This is a genomic window from Nocardiopsis prasina DSM 43845, assembly GCF_000341265.1.
Lineage (GTDB): Bacteria > Actinomycetota > Actinomycetes > Streptosporangiales > Streptosporangiaceae > Nocardiopsis > Nocardiopsis prasina.
Map to the genome: position 1 here is coordinate 16,278 of NZ_ANAE01000163.1, position 18,993 is coordinate 35,270.

General features: G+C 71.8%; 17 protein-coding genes and 3 tRNA genes. 13 read left to right on the top strand and 7 right to left on the bottom strand.

The genetic code is table 11. The annotated features are described in order from the left end of the window. Nucleotides 1–145 precede the first annotated feature (145 nt). The 6 genes from D452_RS0119950 (at nucleotide 146) to D452_RS0119975 (ending at nucleotide 4,186) form a co-directional block, all read left to right on the top strand. On the top strand, nucleotides 146–946 hold the full coding sequence (locus D452_RS0119950) for a fumarylacetoacetate hydrolase family protein (protein WP_017545913.1): 801 nt from the start codon (nucleotides 146–148) through the stop codon (nucleotides 944–946). Between the two features lie 106 nt (nucleotides 947–1,052). Next, nucleotides 1,053–2,117, top strand: coding sequence for a GDSL-type esterase/lipase family protein (locus D452_RS0119955; protein WP_017545914.1), 1,065 nt, complete (start codon nucleotides 1,053–1,055; stop codon nucleotides 2,115–2,117). A gap of 88 nt (nucleotides 2,118–2,205) precedes the next feature. After that, on the top strand, nucleotides 2,206–3,654 hold the full coding sequence (gene gltX, locus D452_RS0119960) for a glutamate--tRNA ligase (RefSeq protein WP_083927574.1): 1,449 nt from the start codon (nucleotides 2,206–2,208) through the stop codon (nucleotides 3,652–3,654). Between the two features lie 132 nt (nucleotides 3,655–3,786). After that, nucleotides 3,787–3,858 (top strand) — tRNA-Gln (locus D452_RS0119965). A gap of 51 nt (nucleotides 3,859–3,909) precedes the next feature. Then, nucleotides 3,910–3,985 (top strand) — tRNA-Glu (locus tag D452_RS0119970). A gap of 125 nt (nucleotides 3,986–4,110) precedes the next feature. Further along, nucleotides 4,111–4,186 (top strand) — tRNA-Glu (locus tag D452_RS0119975). A gap of 199 nt (nucleotides 4,187–4,385) precedes the next feature. On the opposite strand, the gene D452_RS0119980 is transcribed toward D452_RS0119975, so the two are convergent. The 6 genes from D452_RS0119980 to D452_RS0120005 all read right to left on the bottom strand — a co-directional run bounded on the left by D452_RS0119980 (nucleotide 4,386) and on the right by D452_RS0120005 (nucleotide 10,858). Continuing rightward, nucleotides 4,386–4,988 carry a TetR/AcrR family transcriptional regulator gene (locus D452_RS0119980; RefSeq protein ID WP_017545916.1) on the bottom strand — a complete coding sequence of 201 codons (603 nt, stop codon included), beginning with the start codon at nucleotides 4,986–4,988 and terminating at the stop codon, nucleotides 4,386–4,388. Nucleotides 4,989–5,159: 171 nt separating this feature from the next. Continuing rightward, nucleotides 5,160–6,302 carry a PDR/VanB family oxidoreductase gene (locus tag D452_RS0119985; RefSeq protein WP_017545917.1) on the bottom strand — a complete coding sequence of 381 codons (1,143 nt, stop codon included), beginning with the start codon at nucleotides 6,300–6,302 and terminating at the stop codon, nucleotides 5,160–5,162. Then, nucleotides 6,299–7,273, bottom strand: a complete 975-nt coding sequence (locus D452_RS0119990; RefSeq protein ID WP_017545918.1) for a metal-dependent hydrolase — start codon at nucleotides 7,271–7,273, stop codon at nucleotides 6,299–6,301. The genes D452_RS0119985 and D452_RS0119990 overlap by 4 nt, the downstream gene beginning before the upstream one ends. A gap of 56 nt (nucleotides 7,274–7,329) precedes the next feature. Further along, nucleotides 7,330–9,063 carry an SDR family oxidoreductase gene (locus tag D452_RS0119995; RefSeq protein ID WP_017545919.1) on the bottom strand — a complete coding sequence of 578 codons (1,734 nt, stop codon included), beginning with the start codon at nucleotides 9,061–9,063 and terminating at the stop codon, nucleotides 7,330–7,332. Continuing rightward, nucleotides 9,060–9,935 (bottom strand): M24 family metallopeptidase, encoded by an 876-nt coding sequence (locus D452_RS0120000; RefSeq protein ID WP_026129491.1) that lies wholly within the window; start codon nucleotides 9,933–9,935, stop codon nucleotides 9,060–9,062. Before D452_RS0120000 ends, D452_RS0119995 begins: the two co-directional genes overlap by 4 nt. A 236-nt stretch (nucleotides 9,936–10,171) precedes the next feature. Next, entirely contained in the window at nucleotides 10,172–10,858 is a 687-nt protein-coding gene (locus tag D452_RS0120005) for an IclR family transcriptional regulator (RefSeq protein WP_017545921.1), read from the bottom strand. Between the two features lie 179 nt (nucleotides 10,859–11,037). Between D452_RS0120005 and leuC the strand changes: the two genes are divergently transcribed. From leuC to D452_RS0120020, 3 genes are all read left to right on the top strand, one after another. Then, nucleotides 11,038–12,444, top strand: a complete 1,407-nt coding sequence (leuC, locus tag D452_RS0120010) for a 3-isopropylmalate dehydratase large subunit (protein WP_017545922.1) — start codon at nucleotides 11,038–11,040, stop codon at nucleotides 12,442–12,444. Between the two features lie 28 nt (nucleotides 12,445–12,472). Continuing rightward, complete coding sequence (leuD, locus tag D452_RS0120015) at nucleotides 12,473–13,069, top strand: 3-isopropylmalate dehydratase small subunit (protein ID WP_017545923.1); 597 nt, start codon at nucleotides 12,473–12,475, stop codon at nucleotides 13,067–13,069. Between the two features lie 349 nt (nucleotides 13,070–13,418). Then, nucleotides 13,419–13,700, top strand: a complete 282-nt coding sequence (locus tag D452_RS0120020) for an HU family DNA-binding protein (RefSeq protein WP_014910144.1) — start codon at nucleotides 13,419–13,421, stop codon at nucleotides 13,698–13,700. A gap of 44 nt (nucleotides 13,701–13,744) precedes the next feature. Here D452_RS0120020 and cofC read toward each other — a convergent pair whose 3' ends face one another. Beyond that, nucleotides 13,745–14,452 carry a 2-phospho-L-lactate guanylyltransferase gene (cofC, locus tag D452_RS0120025; protein WP_017545924.1) on the bottom strand — a complete coding sequence of 236 codons (708 nt, stop codon included), beginning with the start codon at nucleotides 14,450–14,452 and terminating at the stop codon, nucleotides 13,745–13,747. A 238-nt stretch (nucleotides 14,453–14,690) separates the two neighbouring features. On the opposite strand from cofC, the gene D452_RS0120030 reads away from it, so the two are divergent. From D452_RS0120030 to D452_RS0120045, 4 genes are read left to right on the top strand one after another with little or no spacing between them, the layout of a single operon-like run. After that, nucleotides 14,691–15,515: a lysophospholipid acyltransferase family protein gene (locus D452_RS0120030; RefSeq protein WP_017545925.1), complete on the top strand. Its 825-nt coding sequence runs from the start codon at nucleotides 14,691–14,693 to the stop codon at nucleotides 15,513–15,515. Next, complete coding sequence (locus tag D452_RS0120035; protein ID WP_017545926.1) at nucleotides 15,512–16,576, top strand: NAD(P)H-dependent glycerol-3-phosphate dehydrogenase; 1,065 nt, start codon at nucleotides 15,512–15,514, stop codon at nucleotides 16,574–16,576. The genes D452_RS0120030 and D452_RS0120035 overlap by 4 nt, the downstream gene beginning before the upstream one ends. 11 nt (nucleotides 16,577–16,587) lie before the next feature. After that, entirely contained in the window at nucleotides 16,588–17,805 is a 1,218-nt protein-coding gene (locus D452_RS0120040; RefSeq protein WP_026129492.1) for a trans-sulfuration enzyme family protein, read from the top strand. 59 nt (nucleotides 17,806–17,864) lie between these two features. Next, a complete protein-coding gene (locus tag D452_RS0120045; RefSeq protein ID WP_017545928.1) occupies nucleotides 17,865–18,989 on the top strand; it encodes a D-alanine--D-alanine ligase family protein in 1,125 nt (374 codons plus the stop codon). Nucleotides 18,990–18,993: the final 4 nt, after the last annotated feature.

Genomic DNA, 18,993 nt, shown 5'->3' on the forward strand with positions numbered 1-18,993 from the left:
CTTATTGTGAACAACTCGTCACTCTGGGTCCCCTTGTGTGGGCGGCATCGGGCCCGCACACCCGGACGTACCGGGCACGGTCGCGCCGGGCGCCGCTACGCTTCAAGCGGCAAGAACGAGCAACAGGGCTGCTGGGAGGCATCAGGTGCGTATCGCACGGTTCGCGGCCGGTGACGAGGTCGGGTTCGGCCTGGTCGAGACGGACACGGACAGCGGAGAGGAGTTCGTCGCCCGGCTGACGGGGCATCCGCTGCTGGGGGACATCAAGCTGACGGGTGAGCGGGCGAGGCTCTCCGACGTGCGCCTGCTGTCGCCGGTCCTGCCCACCAAGGTGGTCTGCATCGGCAAGAACTACGCCGACCACGTCGCGGAGATGAAGGATGTCACGGGGGAGTCCACCGACGAACCGGTGGTCTTCCTGAAGCCGTCCACCGCCGTCACGGGGCCGTACGACCCCGTGTTCTACCCCTCGGTCTCGGAATGGGTCAGCTACGAGGGTGAGCTGGCCATCGTCATCTCCCGGCCCTGCCGCGAGGTGCCGCGTGAGCGCGTCAAGGACGTCATCTTCGGGTACACGGTGGCCAACGACGTCACCGCCCGCGACCTCCAGAAGACCGACAAGCAGTGGACGCGGGCCAAGGGCTTCGACTCCTTCTGTCCGATCGGGCCGTGGATCACCACCGGCCTGAGCATCGAGGAGGCCGAGGACCTCGCGGTCACCACGACCCTGGACGGAGAGGTCCGCCAGGATGGACGAACGTCACAGTTCATCCACGACATTCCGGGCATCATCTCCTACGTCTCCTCCTTCATGACGCTGCTCCCGGGCGACGTTGTCCTGACCGGAACACCGGCGGGAGTGGGCCCGGTCGAGGTCGGCCAGGAGGTCTCCGTCACCGTGGAGCGCCTGGGCACCATCACCAACAGGGTGGTCACCCGGGACTGATCCCCGGGGGGGCTGGCCCCGTCCCGACCCACCGTGCGCGGGGTCCGCCCCCGCGCACGGTCCCCGGCGGCGCACGCCGACCCACCGAGCGGAAGGACCGAACCCCTTGGCACCCCGACAGGCACCACGACCCGGTCTCGGCCGTCCCGCGAGGCTCGCGGGGGTCCTCACCCTGCTCCTGGCACTGGTGGGCTCCGGCCTGTGGCTGGTCACCCGGGTCGGTCCGGGGGACCCCGACCCCACCGACGACCGCGCCCCGGGGGCCTGGATGGAGGAGCGGTCGCGGGTGCGCGTGATGCTCGCCGGGGACTCCATGACCCACGGCGCAGGCGGGGACCGGACCTGGCGCTTCCACCTGTGGAACCATCTCGACCCGCACGTGGAGAACCTGGACTTCGTCGGTCCGTACTCGGACCCCGCCACACCGGAGCAGATCATCCCGCCGGAGCTCTTCGGCGGTGACGAGGACGCCGAGCGCGACGCCGAGGGGGAGGGCGAACCCGGCGTCGGGCAGGGGGGCCACCTCGGAAGCCCCGAGGAACGGCGCGCGGAGCGTCCGTTCGCGGGTCCGGCCCCCGCGGAGGGCCTCGACCCCTCCGGGTTCCCGGACCTGCCGGACCCCTCCGGCGCCCCGGACGGCCGCACCTACCGCGACCCCGACTTCGACCAGGACCACAACGCCCGCTGGGGGCGCACCCTGGCCGACGCCCTCACCACCATCGGGGCCGACGTCGCCACTCACCAGCCGGACGTGCTGTGCGTCCTGATCGGCATCAACGACCTGCTCCACCCGATCACCGCCGAGGAGATGGAACAGCGGCTGCGCGCCTACGTCCAGGCGGCCCGCGAGTCCAACCCCCGGATCCGTGTCCTGTTCGCCGAGGCGCCGCCCATCACGCTGGCCGACAAGGACCAGGGCTTCGCCCTGCGCGTGTACGTCTACAACGAACTGGTCCGCTCCGTGGCCGCCGACACGGCCACCGAGGAGTCCCCGGTGGCCAGCTTCGACCTCGCGGGGGCCGAGTCCTGGGACCCCCACACCGACACCTACGACGGCACCCACCCCAACGACGGCGGTGAGATGAAGATCGCCGCCGGTTTCGCCGACGCCCTCTCCCGCGAGTTCGGCCTGGGCCCGGCCCACGCCCGTCCGCTGCCGATCCACCCCTGAGCCCGCACCGGGCCCGGCACCTCCCGGGCCCGTCCCCCTCTCCGAGACTTCCCACAGGTCATCCCGGGCCACGGATATCCTCGGAACCGTGACTGAGACTCCGATTCGTACCCGCTTCGCCCCGTCCCCCACGGGCATGTTCCACGTCGGCGGCGCGCGCTCCGCCCTGTTCAACTGGGCGCTGGCCCAGCAGCAGCCGGAGGGCCGCATGGTCCTGCGCATCGAGGACACCGACGCCGCCCGCAACCGTCCCGAGTGGACCGACGGCATCATCCGCGCGATGTCCTGGATCGGCATCGACGCGAGCGACCCGCACTTCGAGGGCCCCTACTTCCAGTCGGCCTACGTCGAGAAACACCGCGAGACCGCGCAGGAGCTGTACCGCTCCGGCCGCGCCTACTACTGCGACTGCACCCGCGAACAGGTGCAGGAACGCCGCGACAACCCGAACCTGGGCTACGACGGCTTCTGCCGCGACCGCGGCCTGGAGCCGGGACCGGGTCGGGCGCTGCGCTTCCGCGTGCCCGAGGGCGGCCCCACGGTCGTGCGCGACCAGATCCGCGGCGACGTGGAGTTCGACCACGCCGCCATCGAGGACTTCGTGATCGCCCGCGCCGACGGCTCCCCGCTGTTCGTGCTCGCCAACGTGCTCGACGACGTCGAGATGCGGATCACGCACGTCATCCGCGGTGAGGAGCACCTGTCCAACACCCCCAAGCAGCAGCTGCTGTGGGAGGCCCTGGACCTCACCCCGCCCGTGTGGGCGCACCTGCCCGTCATCGTCAACGAGCAGCGCAAGAAGCTGTCCAAGCGCCGCGACAAGGTCGCCCTGGAGTCCTACCAGGAGGAGGGTTACCTGGCGGAGGCGATGGTCAACTACCTGATGCTGCTGGGCTGGGCTCCGGGTGAGGACCGCGAGATCATGCCGTGGTCGGAGATGATGCCGCTCTTCCGCGTCCAGGACGTCAACAGCTCCAGCGCGTTCTTCGACGAGAAGAAGCTGCGCGCGTTCAACGGTGAGTACATCCGCGCGCTGAGCGTCGAGGAGTTCGCCGAGCGCTGCCAGCCCTGGCTCACCGGTGAGGGCACCCCCTGGGACGCGGCCGACTACGACCCCGAGGTCTTCGCCGCCGTGGCTCCGCTGGCCCAGAGCCGCGTGGCCGTGCTCAGCGAGATCGTCCCCAACGTGGACTTCCTGTTCCTGAAGGAGCCCGCCGAGGACGAGAAGAGCTGGAAGAAGGCGATGAAGCCGGGCGTCGGCAAGGAGATGGTGGAGGCCGCCCTGGCGCGCTACGCCGACCCCGGGCTGGAGTGGACGGCCGACGCCCTCAAGACCGCCACCGAGGAGACCGGGGCGACGCTCGGACTGAAGCTGGGCAAGGCCCAGGCCCCGGTGCGCGTGGCCGTCACGGGACGGACGGTGGGCCTGCCGCTGTTCGAGTCCCTTGAGCTGCTGGGCCGCGAGCGGGTCCAGGCGCGCCTCGAGACGGCGCTGGAGCGCCTGCGCGCCGAGGAGAAGGACGCCGTCGACAACTGATCGGCACGGGGTGGCCGGGGACACGGCCGGCCGCCCCGTATTCGGTTCGCGAGCACTCCGAATGTCCGCTAGAGTTAAACACGTCGCCGAGGGGGACAGGGAAGCGAAAGCTACCGGGTCCTCCCAAAGCATTGGCCTATGGTGTAATCGGCAGCACGACTGATTCTGGTTCAGTTAGTCTAGGTTCGAGTCCTGGTAGGCCAGCGCATGACCACGGTTGTCCGTGGTCGGCACGGGTCTTGCGACCCAAGGTGCGCCCCCGTCGTCTAGTGGCCTAGGACGCCGCCCTCTCAAGGCGGTAACGGCGGTTCGAATCCGCTCGGGGGTACCAACGACAGGAACTCTCCACTTGGTGGAGCGCTTCCTGTTGGGCCGGTGCTTGTCACCGGTGTCCGGTTCGCGTGGGTATCGTATCCTTACGGCTCACGCGCACCAGCGGTCCTCGCGATCGCGTAGGCCCCCGTCGTCTAGTGGCCTAGGACGCCGCCCTCTCAAGGCGGTAACGGCGGTTCGAATCCGCTCGGGGGTACCACGGAGAAGGCTCCATCCACTGGATGGGGCCTTCCGTCGTTTCCGGGGGTAGCGCCCCGGTGGCCACGTGCTCGTCGGCGGTGTGTTCCCGGTGGCGCGACGCCTCAGCCACGGCCGTCCCCGGAGGGGCGACGGCGGTCCGACCGCCCCATCGCGGGGGCATCCGGAGGCGGAGGACGGCGCGGGCGCCGGGCGGCGGCTCAGCCGGTGTGGGCGGCGAGGAGATCCCGTTCCTCCTGGGGGCCGCCCGCAGTGAGCAGCATGGCCGTCAGCTGGTCGAGGAGCCAGTCCGCGAGTTCGTCACGGGTCATCTGCCGCTCCCGCAGCCAGGACATCACCGCGGTCTCCACCGCGGACACCCAGCAGCGCAGGGCCAGCAGCAGCTGGGGCGAGGGCTCGCTGACGCCGACCCGGTCCAGGATCAGGGTCCGTACGCCGTCTCGGACCCGGTCGATCTGGGCCTCGGTCTCCTCCGTGGAGATCACCGAACCCCCGTTGAGCAGGGCCGCGTAGGACGGGGCGTAGGAGTCCGCGAAGTCGACGAAGGTGCGCAGGGCCACCCGCAGCTGCTCGGCCGGAGGAAGGTCGTCGGGCGGGGCCAGCCGCGACATGAGCTCGGACATGGCCTGTTCGAGCGCGGCCCGGCGCAGCTCGGCCATGTTGGGGAAGTAGCGGTAGACCAGGGCCCGGGAGACGTCCGCCGCCTCGGCGACCTCCTCGGGGGTGACGTCGCCGGGCGGGCGCCGCGCGAACACGCGCAGCGCCGTCCGGATCAGGTCCGCCCGGCGTTCGTGTGGCGCCATACGGCGTGGCCGCCGCCCGGTACCCGGTCCGTCGACCGGGACCGCTGAACCCGTCACCCGCGCCTGGTGACGGTCGGCCCTGTGGGACACCACCGCTGTCGTAACCTCCCGAGCCCTCCGGCCCCTCCTCGTCGGGGCACCCCTTCCGAAACTACCGCCCCCGGGAACCGCTCACAGGTCCAGCACGAGCCGTGTGCCCTCGTCGGCGCGGGAGACGCACAGGGCGAACCCCGCGCCGCGCGGGGACCCGCCGGTGGGCCGGTCACGGTTGTGGGGCTCCCCGGACAGCAACCCCACCCGGCAGGTGCCGCAGAAGCCCTGGCGGCAGGAGTAGGCGGTCTCCGGTCGGGCCCGGAGCACCACGTCCAGGGCGGACTCGTCCTCCGGGACGGGGAGCACCGGCCCCGCGCGGCCCAACCGCACCTCGAACCGGCGCCCGTCGACGACGGGCGGCGGCGAGAAGCGTTCGGAGAAGAACGGGGTGCCCGGGGGCACCCGTCGCCGCAGCGCGTCGATCAGCGGGGCCGGTCCGCACACGTACACGGCCGTGCCCGGGCTGAGCCCGGCGAGGAGTTCGGCGGCGTCCGGGGGCCCGTACTCGTCGTCGGGGCGCACCGTCACGTCCGCGTCCCGGGACGGTGCGGGGAGCGCGTCCAGGAACGGCATGCTCTCCCGGCTCCGGCCGGTGTAGACGAACCGGAACGGGCGGTCGGCGGCGTGCGCGGCGCGGACCATCGGCAGAACCGGTGTGACGCCGATGCCGCCCGCCACGAAGAGGTACCGGTCGGCCCGTGCGAAGGGGAACGCGTTGCGCGGCCCGCGCAGCGTGAGAACGTCCCCCTCGGCGAGTGCGTGCGCCAGGCCCGAACCCGTGCCGCCGTCGATACGGCGCACCGCGATCCGGTAGGCGGTACGGTCCCGCGGGTCGCCGCACAGGGAGTACTGGCGCACCACACCGTCGCCGAGCACCACGTCCACGTGGTGGCCGGGCTGCCAGCGCGGCAGTGCGACACCGGGGCGCGCGGGGACCAGGGTGAGGGCCGCCACGTCCCGAGCGGGTCGTTCCACGCGGGCGACCCGTACCGTCAGGTCCCCGGTGGGCGAGGGCGACCGTCGGCCGGGGCGCCAACGTGAGGTGAGCGGCTCGATCCGCGCGGCCACGCGCTCCAGGGCCAGCATGAACCGGTCGGGGTGCCCGCCACGGCCGAACAGGGACACCGGAGGGCGCGGGGCCGCGTACGACTCGGCGCTGTGCGCGGTCCTCCCGCCGCCCCGTTCCCAACCGTCCGCGTTCCAGTGGGGTGTGTTCTTCACTGTGCGCCCTCCCCGCCCGCGGCCTCCCGCTCAGTGGCCTCCCGCCCCGCGGCGTCGGCGGCCCGGGCGGCGGGGGAGACCGCAAGGTAGGCCACGGCCTGGCTGGTGGAACCGTAGTGCGAGGGGTGGTACCTGCGGCGCAGGTACTCGGGGATGGCCCGGGCCAGTCGGCCCAGACGCGGGATCAGGCCGCGCCTCCCGTCCCGTACGGCCCAGGAGGCCCTCGGCCGGCGCCCCCCGATCCTGCCCCTGAGGTAGGGGTCGTTGGCCACCAGGAACCGCACCCCGCGCACCCAGAGCGCGGCCAGCGCGAAGGCGGCCACCCCCATGGCGAGGGCGCGGCGCGGGTAACCGCCGTCCAGGTGTGCGTAGAGGTCGTGGGCGACCGCGCGGTGCTCCACCTCCTCCGCGCCGTGCCAGCGCAGCAGGTCCAGCATGGTGGGGTCGGTGCCGACCTCGTCCAGCTTGCGGGCGTCCAGTACCCACTGGCCCAGGACGGCCGTGTAGTGCTCGATCCCGGCGATCACCGCGAGCCGGGTCCGCAGCCAGGCGAACTCGCGGTCGCCGGACAGGTCGCGGTCGCCGAGCACCACCCGGAACATCCAGGCGATCTGCTCCACGTAGGGGCGCGGGTCCAGCCCGTGCGCGTCCATGTGGTCGAGGACGCCCGCGTGGGCCTCCGCGTGCACGGCCTCCTGGCCGATGAAGCCGAGCACCTGTCCGCGGAGTTCGTCGTCGGTGATGTGCGGAACGGCCTGCTTGAAGACCTCCACGAACCAGCGTTCCCCCTCCGGGAGCAGCAGGTGGAGGACGTTGATCACGTGGGTGGCGAAGGGTTCGCCGGGGATCCAGTGCAGGTCCAGCTCACTCCAGTCGAACCGGACGTCGCGGGCGTGCAGCACGAGCCGGTCGGGCTCGTCCGCGCCGGACTCGACGGGTGTGGTGGGTGCGAGGGTGTCGTCACCGCTCATGGTCGGCCTCCGTGACGGGTCGAGGGGGTCGGAGAGGGGCAGGGGCGGGGGACGGCTCAGAGCGGCGGGGCCACACGGGCGTATCCGCGGACGGCGGCCGGGGAGATCCGGGACAGGGCCAGTCCGATGTGCGCCTCGCTGGTGACCGGGACCATCTCCGGGTCGGACTCGACGGCGTCGGCGATCCGCCGGGCCGCCCTCTCCGGGGTGTAGCCGCGCAGCCGGTACAGCCGGTTGAGCCGGTCCTTGGTGCGGGAGACCTCGCCCAGGCCGGACACCCGGGCGCTGGAGACGATCCCGGTGTCGATCAGGCCCGGGCAGACCGCCGTGACGGACACCCCTCGGCCCGCGAGTTCGCCGCGCAGGGAGTGGCTGAGCGCCAGGACCGCGGCCTTGGTCGCCGAGTAGGCGCCGTACAGGCGTGAGGGCAGGTAGGAGGCAGCGGAGGCCGTGTTGACGATCCGGCCGCCGCCCCCGCTCTCCACCATCATGGGGGCGAACGCGCGGACCCCGTTGATCACGCCCCACAGGTTGACGTCCACGACGCGTTCGAGGTCCTCAGTGGTCGCCTCCAGGAAGGGTCCGGCCACGCCGATCCCGGCGTTGTTCACGACCATGTCGGGCACCCCGTACTCCTCGCGCACCCACGAGGCGAGCTCGTCCATGGCGGCGGCGTCGGTGACGTCCACGCGTCGGGCGGCGGAGCCGGGGGTGACCAGGGAGCAGAGCGCGGCGGTGCGCTCGGCGGCGGGCCCGTTGACGTCGACGGCGACGATCCGCGCGCCGCGTTCGGCCAGCTCGAAGGCGAGACAGCGTCCGATGCCGCCACCCGCCCCGGTGATCACGGCGACCTGCCCGGCGAACGCGCCGCCGTGGCGGCGGGCCTGGTGGGCGGTGAGGTTGCGGACCGGGCGCGGCGCACCGGACTCGATCTCCGCCACGAACGCGCGGACGCGGCGGGCCACGGGAGCGGGACGGGAACGGAGTGACCAGTGTCCTCCGTGGAAGCGGTGGAAGCGGAAGTCGTCCGCCCAGCGCCCGGCGTTGGACTGGACCTGGTCGACCATGAACGCGTCGTGGGTGGGGGCCAGAGCCTGCACCGGCACGCCGGTGCGGCGCCCGGTGGGCCGGGTGAAGCGGCGGAGCATGTTGGCGCGGTACAGGGCCAACCCGTTGAGGTAGTCGCGGGTGGTGCGCCTGGCGGGCACGCGGGGGCCGCCGCCGACGTGTTCCAGAGCGGCCAGGGCCAGGCCGCCGATCCCGCTGAGCCAGGCGGCCTCGGGCAGTCCGGGGGTGCTGAGGAAACCGATGTAACTGGAGCGGACGGCTTGGCGCAGCACGTTCCGGACCCCGTCCGGGGCCTCCCGGAGCCAGTGGCCCGCGTGGTCGAGGTCGGGGCCGGAGAGGGAGGTGAAGGACGCGAAGCGGTGAGCGTGGGCGGGCTCGGTGACGGCGTGCCAGGTCTGGATGGAGCCCCAGTCGTGGGCGACCAGGTGCACGGGGTGGTCGGGGCTGACGGAGTCGACCACGGCGCGCAGGTCGTCGGCCAGCTGGCCCAGCAGGTAGCCGGAGCGGTCGTCGGGGGCGGTGGAACGCCCGGCGCCCCGGACGTCGTAGGTGACGACGTGGTGGTCGGCTGCCAGGTCGGCCGCGAGGGCGTCCCAGACGCTGGCGTTGTCGGGGTAGCCGTGGACCAGCACGAGGGTGGGCCCGGACGGGTCCCCGGCGGAGTAGACGGCCAGGCGCTGGCCGTCGGTGGCGGTGACGTGGCGGTGCGGTCGGGTGCTCATGCGGTCGCGGTCTCCTCGCTGGTGTCGGTGGGGGCGGGGGACGTCCGTGCCCAGCGGCGGACGTGCGGCAGGTCGTCGTCCAGCCAGTGGGCGTCGTCCTCGGTGACGACGAGGATCTCCTCGAACTTCACCCCCATGTCGCGGAAGCCGATGTGGGGTTCGACCGCCCACATGCCGGGGGTGGCGGGGTGCGCCGAGACGTCTCCGTCGGCCCACAGCGGGGAGCGGTGGTGCACGCGTTCGACGAGGAGGTCACCGAAGAGGGTCTGGAGGGAGCGGACGCCGAAGCCCGCGACGATCGCCCGGGGCAGCCGCGACTCGACCTTCCCGACCTGGTGGGCGATGACCCGGCCCGGATAGATCCGGTGTCGGTTCTCGTAGCCCTGTTCGCGGATGAGGGCGTCCACGGCGCGGTAGACGTCCTGGAGGGTGTCGCCGGCGCGGACCCGATCCACGATCAGGTCCCGGTGCGCGCGCAGGTCGTCCATGAGGAGGTCGTGGAGGGGGTTCTCGCCCAGGTAACCGGAGTAGCCGATGTCGGCGACGTAGCCGTCCCGGACGGGGGCGCAGTCGAGGATGAAGGGCATGCCCTCCTCCAGTCGGCGTCCGGTCGGGAAGAACTGGAGCGGGACGTGGAAGTTCCGGAAGGCGGTGCGGTCCCCGAACCAGGCGAAGGGGGTGTGGAACCAGTCCTGGACCCCGCGTTCCTCCAGGTGTTCACGGATCCGCCGGGCGGCCTCGCGTTCGGTCACGCCGGGTTCGAGGGTGGCCGCCACGTCGCTGGCGGCCTGGTACGCGAGCTGTTGCAGCTCACGGAAGGCGTCGAGCTCGGACCGGGAGGCTGTGTCCCCGGTCACGTTCTTGTGAGACATTCCGTCATGTTAGACAGACTGTCAATAAGAGTCCAGGGGCGGGGCCGGCGCTTCGCCGTGTCGTGGCGCTGGCCTCACGGGGGCGCGAGAGGCGTGGCGCGGGCGCGGTCGCGCGGGCGGGGTGTCCGGGAACGACGGCGGGGGGGNCACGGGTGCGTTCCTGGGGTGCGGGGGAGGGACGGACGGGGTCTCCGGTCCGGGAGGGCGTGGTGCGGGGCGAGGTGTCCGGAAGGCCGTTAGTGCGAGCCCTCGTAGGTGTGCAGCGACTCGCTGATCTTCTCGGCGGCGGAGACCACGGCCTGCGAGTGGATGCGGCCGGGGGACCGGGTCAGGCGCTCTATGGGGCCGGAGACCGACACCGCCGCGATCACGCGACCACCGGGTCCGGACACCGGGGCGGAGACCGAGGCCACGCCCTGCTCGCGCTCGGCGACGCTCTGGGCCCAGCGGCGGCGCCGCACCTGGGCGAGGCTGGCGGCGGTGAAGCGGGCCCCCACGAGCGAGCGGCGGATGCGGTCGGAGTCCTCCCAGGCCAGCAGGACCTGGGCGGCCGAACCGGCGTTCATGGGCAGTTCGCTGCCGACGGGGACGGTGTCGCGCAGGCCGCTGCTGCGTTCGGAGGCGGCCACGCACACGCGCAGGTCGCCCTGGCGGCGGTAGAGCTGGGCGCTCTCGCCGGTCAGGTCGCGCAGCTGGACCAGGACCGGTGCGGCCACGGCGAGCAGGCGGTCCTCGCCGGTGGCGATCGACAGCTCTCCCAGGCGCGGCCCGAGCACGAACCTGCCCTGGCTGTCCCTGGTGACCATGCGGTGCCGTTCCAGGGCGACGGCGAGACGGTGGGCGGTGGGGCGGGCCAGACCGGTGATCTGGACCAGCTGGGCCAGCGACGCGGGCCCCGACTCCAAAGCGTCGAGGACGGACATCGTCTTGTCCAGGACACCGACACCGCTGGATGAGCTAGAGTTGTCCATGGCTTGATATTGCCGTCTCGAAATATGGAATGCAAGTCGGCCGCACATCCGTGCGCGAGGCCAGCGGCCCTGGCGAAGCACCCCGTGACGAGGCGAGCACGAGACGCGACACACGAGAGGGGCGATCGCCCATGGCACGCACGATGGCCGAGAAGGTCTGGGAGGAGCACGTCGTCCGGCGTGCCGACGGCGAGCCGGACCTGCTCTACATCGACCTCCACCTCGTCCACGAGGTGACCAGTCCGCAGGCCTTCGAGGGTCTGCGACTGGCGGGTCGAGGCGTGCGCCGCCCGGACCTGACCATCGCGACCGAGGACCACAACGTCCCGACGATGGACCTCCTGGCCCCCATCGCCGACCCGGTCTCCCGCAAGCAGGTCGAGACCCTGCGCAAGAACTGCTCCGACTTCGGGGTGCGCCTGCACCCCATGGGCGACATCGACCAGGGCGTCGTGCACGTGGTCGGTCCCCAGCTCGGTCTCACCCAGCCGGGCATGACCGTGGTCTGCGGCGACAGCCACACCAGTACCCACGGCGCGTTCGGCGCCCTGGCCTTCGGTATCGGCACCAGCCAGGTCGAGCACGTCCTGGCCACCCAGACCCTGCCGATGCAGCCGTTCAGGACGATGGCCGTCACCGTCAACGGCACGCTCCGGCCCGGGGTGTCCGCCAAGGACATCATCCTCGCCGTGATCGCGAAGATCGGCACCGGCGGCGGTCAGGGCTACGTCATCGAGTACCGGGGCGAGGCCATCGAGGCCCTGTCCATGGAAGCGCGCATGACGGTGTGCAACATGTCCATCGAGGCGGGCGCCCGTGCCGGGATGATCGCCCCGGACCAGACCACCTTCGACTACGTCCAGGGCCGCCCGCACGCGCCCCAGGGCGCGGACTTCGACGCCGCCGTCGAGCACTGGAAGAGCCTGCGCACCGACGAGGGCGCGGAGTTCGATGCCGAGGTGGTCCTGGACGCCGACGAGCTCAGCCCGTTCGTCACCTGGGGCACCAACCCGGGTCAGGGCGTGCCGCTGGACGCCGAGGTGCCCGACCCCGCGTCCTACGAGGACCCCTCCGCGCGCGCTTCCGCCGAGAAGGCCCTGAAGTACATGGACCTCAAGGCCGGGACGCCGATGCGTGAGGTGAGCGTGGACACGGTCTTCCTCGGCTCGTGCACGAACGGCCGGATCGAGGACCTGCGCGCGGCCGCCGAGATCGTGCGCGGACGCAGGGTCGCCGACGGCGTCCGGATGCTCGTTGTGCCCGGTTCCATGCGGGTCAAGGAGCAGGCCAACGAGGAGGGCCTGGGGCAGGTCTTCCTGGACGCGGGCGCCGAGTGGCGCGAGGCGGGCTGCTCGATGTGCCTGGGCATGAACCCGGACCAGCTCAAGCCCGGTGAGCGCAGCGCCTCCACCTCCAACCGCAACTTCGAGGGGCGCCAGGGCCGGGGCGGCCGCACCCACCTCGTGTCGCCGCAGGTCGCCGCGGCCACCGCGGTGCGCGGCACCCTGTCCTCGCCCGCCGACCTGGACCCGCAGTAGTCCCCGACCCCGTCAGGAGAGTCCTCCCATGGAGAAGTTCGACGTCCACACCGGTCGGGCCGTCCCGCTGCGCGCCAGCAACGTCGACACCGACCAGATCATCCCCGCCGTCTACCTCAAGCGGGTCAGCCGCACGGGGTTCGAGGACGGCCTGTTCGCCGAGTGGCGCAAGTCCGACCCGGACTTCGTGCTCAACCGCCCCGAGTACGAGGGTGCGTCCGTCCTGGTGACCGGGCCGGACTTCGGTACCGGCTCCTCCCGTGAGCACGCCGTGTGGGCGCTCCAGGACTACGGCTTCAAGACCGTGCTGTCCTCGCGCTTCGCGGACATCTTCCGGGGCAACTCGCTCAAGGGCGGCCTGCTGACCGTCCTGCTGCCGCAGGAGGTCATCGACCGGCTGTGGGCGGCCGTCGAGGCCGACCCCGCCACCGAGGTCACGGTGGACCTGGTGGCGCGTGAGGTGCGCGCCCCGGGGGCGGACGTGCGGGAGCCGTTCGAGCTCGACGACTACACCCGCTGGCGTCTGCTGGAGGGTCTGGACGACATCGCCCTGACCCTCCGTCACACGGACGAGATCGGTGAGTTCGAGACCACGCGGGAGCCCTGGAAGCCCGTCACGCTCTAGTTCCGGAACGCCTCTCCGACACGGGATCGGGGGTCGCTGTGACTCAGCGCACCCCCGGTCCCGAATAATTTTACCTTTACTTGACGTGAGCGTTCGCTTACGGTCTTTGTGTCCTTAAGCGCGGCGCGCCCGGAGCCCGGAATCCGGTTATACGTAGGCTTTTGAGGCCCACAGAAGGGGGCAAAAGGGGCTGGTTCACCACCCCCTCCCCTTGCTCAACATCCGTCGCGGAGGGTGACCTCGCAGGTCGGAAGGGCCCCGACACGCCTTGCCCGTGGGCGTTTGTATTTGTGTAAGGGCCTCTGCTTCCCCTAATTTCGTGCGAGCAAGGGGGAACCGGAGGAACCTTATGAACAAGCGTGACCTGATCGACGCGATCTCCGACCGTCTCGGAGACAAGAAGACCGCGACCGAAGCGGTCAACGCTGTGCTTGAGACCATTCAGGCCACCGTGGCGTCGGGCGACAAGGTCGCCATCACGGGCTTCGGCGTTTTCGAGAAGTCCGAGCGTGCGGCTCGTACCGCCCGCAACCCCGCCACTGGCGCCACGATCAACGTCCCCGCGAGCTTCGTTCCGAAGTTCCGCGCTGGCGCTGACTTCAAGGCGCTCGTCAACGGCGACAAGAAGTAGTCTCGCCGCCGTCAGGCGGAGAGGCGTACCCGCCCGGGTTCCCGTCAGGGGACCCGGGCGGAGTGCTGTCCGGGGTGCGGACCACCGTCCTCGGGACCGGGGCGACGCCGGGCCGCGTCGGGGGAGACCACCGGCGCGAGGTCCAGCAGGGCGCGGGTGCGGGGGCCCACGCCCATCGCGGAGGCGGCCGCCAGGTCCTCGGGGGTGTCCACGTCCCGCCGGACCGACTCCACGCCCGGGACGGACAGTTCCCGGGCCCCACCGGCCAGGTGGCGCGCGCGTGAGGCCCCTTCGAAGGCCGGGGCCAGCAGTCTGCCGGGCGCCGCGGCGAGCAGGGTGGTCCCCACACCGGGTGTGTCAGCCAGGAACGACCGTTCGTGGCCGGAGGCGGCCGCCAGGACCCGCTCCAGCTCCTCCGCCCGCAGCGCGGGCAGGTCGGCGGAGAGCGCGCACACACCGAATCCCGGCAGTCTCCCGGCCGCGATCCGCGCTCCGTGCTCCAAGGCGGGGTTCAGCCCCCCGCCCGGCTCACCGCCGACCACCACCGCGCCCAGCTCCGACAGTTCGGCGCGCGCACGGGGGTCCTCGGTCACCGCGAAGACCGCCGCCGTCGCCGCGCACGTCCGCGCGGCGGCCACCGTGTCGCAGGCGATCGCGAGCGCCAGCTCCTCCCGCCGCTCCCCGGCGGCCCGGGCCAGTCGTGTCTTGGCCATGCCGAGGTGCTTGACTGGGACGATCAGGGACCAGCGCACCCCGGCGCGCGGGGCCCCGTCGCGCTCTCCAAAGCCGGTCACGGTTCCCCCGGGACGTTGATACGGCCACGACAGTGACGAGGGTAGGCCTTCGGGGTACGGCGCGGCGCGGGCGCCCTGGGCGTGTCCGTCCGGGCCGGAAACGGCGTAACCCGGAACTTCGGGACACGTCCTAGACTGAGTCGGTTGAGCTTCCGTGGTCCGGACCGGGCCGGGAGCGAGAAGTGAGGAGTCCCCCGTGGCCAAGCAACGAGAATCGCGATGGGTCAAGTGGGTCGTGTCCCGCATCGTCCGGTTCGTCCTGTGGTTCGTGACCAAGCCCGAGTGGAAGGGCACCGAGCACGTGCCCGCGCAGGGCGGCGTGATCATCGCCGCCAACCACCTGTCGGTGACCGATCCCCTGACGGTCGCGCACTTCCTCTACATCGGTGCCCGCCGCTGGCCGACCTTCACGATGAAGGACGGGGTCATGAAGATCCCCGTGGTCCGCTCGGTGGCCAGGAGCACCGGCCAGATCCCGATCAAGCGCGGCAGCGCCGACGCGGTCAAGGCGCTGGGCGAGGCCGAGAAGGCGCTGGTCCAGGACGGCTCGTCGGTGATCTTCTACCCGGAGGGCACCTGCACCCGCGACCCCGAACTCTGGCCGATGACCGCCAGGAACGGCGTGGCCCGGCTGGCCCTGACCACCGGGGTCCCGGTCATCCCCGTCGCGCACTGGGGCGAGCAGAACATCCTTCCCTACGGTGAGAAGAAGCCGCGCCTGCTGCCCCCGCGCAAGCGCATCCAGTTCCACGCCGGTCCGGCGGTGGACCTGTCCGCCTTCCAGGACAAGCCGCTCACCGCGACCGTCCTGGACGGCGCCACCCGGGCGATCATGGCCGACATCACCGCGCTCCAGGCCGAGATCCGCGGCGAACAGCCGCCCGCCGAGCCCTTCGACTTCCGGAAGGCCCGCCAGCAGGAGGCCGAGGCCCGGCGCGCGGAGCGCGGGACCGAGGAGCCGGAGGACGCCCGGAGCGCCGACGCCGACACTGACAACGGGAAGAACAGCACGGGGGCATGACCGACCAGATGAGCGCTGACAACGTGAAGGTCGCGGTTCTGGGCAGCGGGTCCTGGGGGACCACGTTCGCCAACATCGTCGCCGACGCCGCGGACCTCGCGCGCAAGAACGGCGAGGGTCCCGTGGCCGAGGTGGTCCTGTGGGGGCGCCGGGCCGAGGTCGTCGACGCGATCAACGAGTCCTCGGAGAACCCGGAGTACTTCCCCGGGATCACGCTCAACGCGGGGCTGCGCGCCACCACGGACCCGGCCGAGGCGCTGACCGGCGCCCGGGTCGTGGTGCTGGCCGTCCCCTCGCAGACCCTGCGGCAGAACCTGGCCGCCTGGCGCGAGCACATCGCCGAGGACGCCGTGGTGGTCAGCCTCATGAAGGGCGTCGAGCTCGGCACCCTCATGCGGATGAGCCAGGTGGTCGGTGAGGTCCTGGATCTGCCCCGGGAGCGGATCGCCGTGGTGTCCGGGCCCAACCTGGCCCGCGAGATCATCGAGCGCCAGCCCGCCACCGCCGTGGTGGCGTGCCCGCACGAGGAGACGGCCGTCCTGCTCCAGGGGCTGTGCAAGTCCGCGTACTTCCGGCCGTACACCAGCACCGACCTGGTGGGCGTGGAGATCGGCGGCGCGATGAAGAACGTGATCGGCCTGGCCGTCGGCGTGGCCGAGGGCATGGGGTTCGGTGACAACACCAAGGCGTCGCTGATCACCCGGGGCCTGGCCGAGACCACCCGGCTGGCGGTCACCCTCGGCGCCGACGAGCACACCCTGTCCGGACTGGCCGGGATGGGTGACCTCGTGGCGACATGCTCGTCCCCGCTGTCGCGGAACCGGACCTTCGGTGAGAAACTGGGCGCGGGCAAGACCCTCGAACAGGTCATCGCCGAGACCAGGCAGACGGCCGAGGGGGTCAAGTCCTCCGAGTCGATCCTCGAACTCGGGTGGACCCACGGGGTCGACATGCCGATCACCGAGTCCGTCGTCAAGATGATGCACCACGACATGAGTCCGGCCCAGGCGCTGCTGGCGTTCATGTCACGCAGCACCAAGCCGGAACGCTACGGGGTCTGAGAGCGAGCACGATGACACACACACCCGGTCCCGGGAGCGCGGGGGAGCACACGCGGGCGGTCCGGGCCCCGGCGGCCCCGGTCCCCACCGAGCGCCCCATGCGGATGCCCGTCCACCGAGCCACCACCTACGCGTTCGACACCTCGCAGGGGTTCGCCGACGTGCTGGCCGGTACGCGCGACGGCTACTCCTACGCCCGCATCGACAGCCCCACCGTGGACGCCTTCGCGGACGCGGTCGCGGCGCTGGAGGGCGCGGGGCTCCCGGACCGGGTGCGCGGCCAGGCCTTCGCCTCCGGGATGGCGGCCATCAGCACCGTGCTGCTCGCCCTGACCGAGTCGGGCGCGCACGTGGTGGCCTCCCGCTCGATCTACGGCAACACGTACTCGCTGCTGGACCGGCTGATGCGCCGCTTCGGCGTCCGCACGGACTTCGTGGACATCACCGACCTGGACGCCGTCGAGGCGGCGGTCACCCCCGAGACCCGGGTGGTCTTCACCGAGACCCTGTCCAACCCGTCCATGACCGTCTCCGACCTCCCCGGGCTGGCACGGATCGCGCGCGAGGCGGGCGCCGCCCTGGTGGTGGACTCCACGTTCGCCTCCCCGGCGGTCTGCCGCCCGCTGGAGTTCGGCGCGGACGTCGTCGTGCACTCGGCCACCAAGTACCTGGGCGGCCACAGCGACACCACCGGCGGCGTGGCGGTGGCCGCGCCCGACCTCATCGACCGCGTCCGCTCGGCCCGGATCGACCTCGGGCCGTGCCTGGCCCCGGACGAGGCCTACCTGCTGCACCGTGGCCTGGAGACCCTGCCGCTGCGGGTCGAGCGCCAGTGCGCGACCGCGGCCGCCTTCGCCGCCGCCCTGGAGGGGCACCCCCTCGTGGAGCGGGTCGACCACCCGTCGCTGCCCTCGCACCCCGGCCACGCGCTCGCGGGGAAGCTCTTCGACCAGGGCCGCCACGGCGCCGTGGTCACCGTCCACCCGCGTGGCGGCCGGGACGAGGGCATGGCCTTCGCCGATCGGCTGAGGGTGGCCACCATCGCCGCCTCCCTCGGCGGCACGCACACGCTGGCCGGGCACGTGGCCTCGACCTCGCACCGGAACATGAGCGGGGCCGAGCTGGCGGCAGCCGGTGTCTCGCCGGGCGCGGTGCGGTTCTCCATCGGCCTGGAGGACCCCCAGGACCTCATCGAGGACGCCCTCGCGGCGCTCGACGGGGGAAAGTGACACACGGGCGGTTTTCGCCCGTACCGGATTCATCAGCAGGCGAGATAGGGTCAGGCAGCATGTCGTCCGAGCAGCGCAAGATTCGGGTCGCCGTCGTCTTCGGCGGTCGTAGTTCCGAGCACGAGATCTCCTGCGTCACGGCGGGCAGCGTCCTGTCCGTCATCGACCAGGACCGTTACGAGGTCGTCCCGGTAGGGATCACGCCCACCGGCAACTGGGTCCTGACCTCCGGCGACCCCGAGAGCCTGCGCATCGACGCGGCGACCAAGGCCCTGCCGACCGTCTCGGAGGAGGGCGTCGAGATCGCGCTGCCCTTCGACGCGGCGGGTCAGCTCATGACCGTCAGCCCCAACGAGGGCACGCAGCGGCTGGCCGAGGTCGACGTGGTCCTGCCGCTGCTGCACGGGCCCTTCGGCGAGGACGGCACCATCCAGGGCCTCTTCGAGATGATGGGTGTGCGCTACGCGGGCGCCGGGGTGTTCTCCAGCGCCGCCGCCATGGACAAGGTCTTCATGAAGGCCCTGCTGGTCGGCAACTCCATCCCCACCAGCGACTACGTCGCCATCACCGAGCGCAGCTGGCGGACCGAGCGCAAGAAGGTCCTGGACGACGTCGCGGAGCTGGGTCGGACGGTGTTCGTCAAGCCCGCCCGTGCCGGGAGCAGCGTCGGCATCAGCAAGGTGAGCGACGCCTCGGACACCGACGCCGTGATCGCCGCCGTCGAGGCCGCCCGTGAGCACGACCCGAAGGTGCTGGTGGAGGCGCAGGTCATCGGCCGCGAGATCGAGTGCGGCGTGCTGGAGTCCGAGGACGGCGGCACCCCCGACGTCTCCTTCCCCGCCGAGGTGCACGTGGCGGAGGGCTTCGACTTCTACGACTTCGAGGCCAAGTACCTGTCCACCAGCGGCCTGACCATCCCCGCCGAGATCCCGGAGGAGGCCACCGCCCGTCTGCGCGCGATGGCCGCCGACGTCTTCGAGGCCATGGGCTGCGAGGGCCTGGCCCGGGTGGACTTCTTCTACACCGAGGACGGGCGGATCCTCGTCAACGAGCTCAACACGATGCCCGGCTTCACGCCGTCGTCGGCCTTCCCGCAGATGTGGGGCGCCACCGGCCTGGACTACGCCGCGCTCGTGGAACGCATGATCACCACGGCGCTGCGCCGCAGCCCCGGTCTGCGCTGACCGC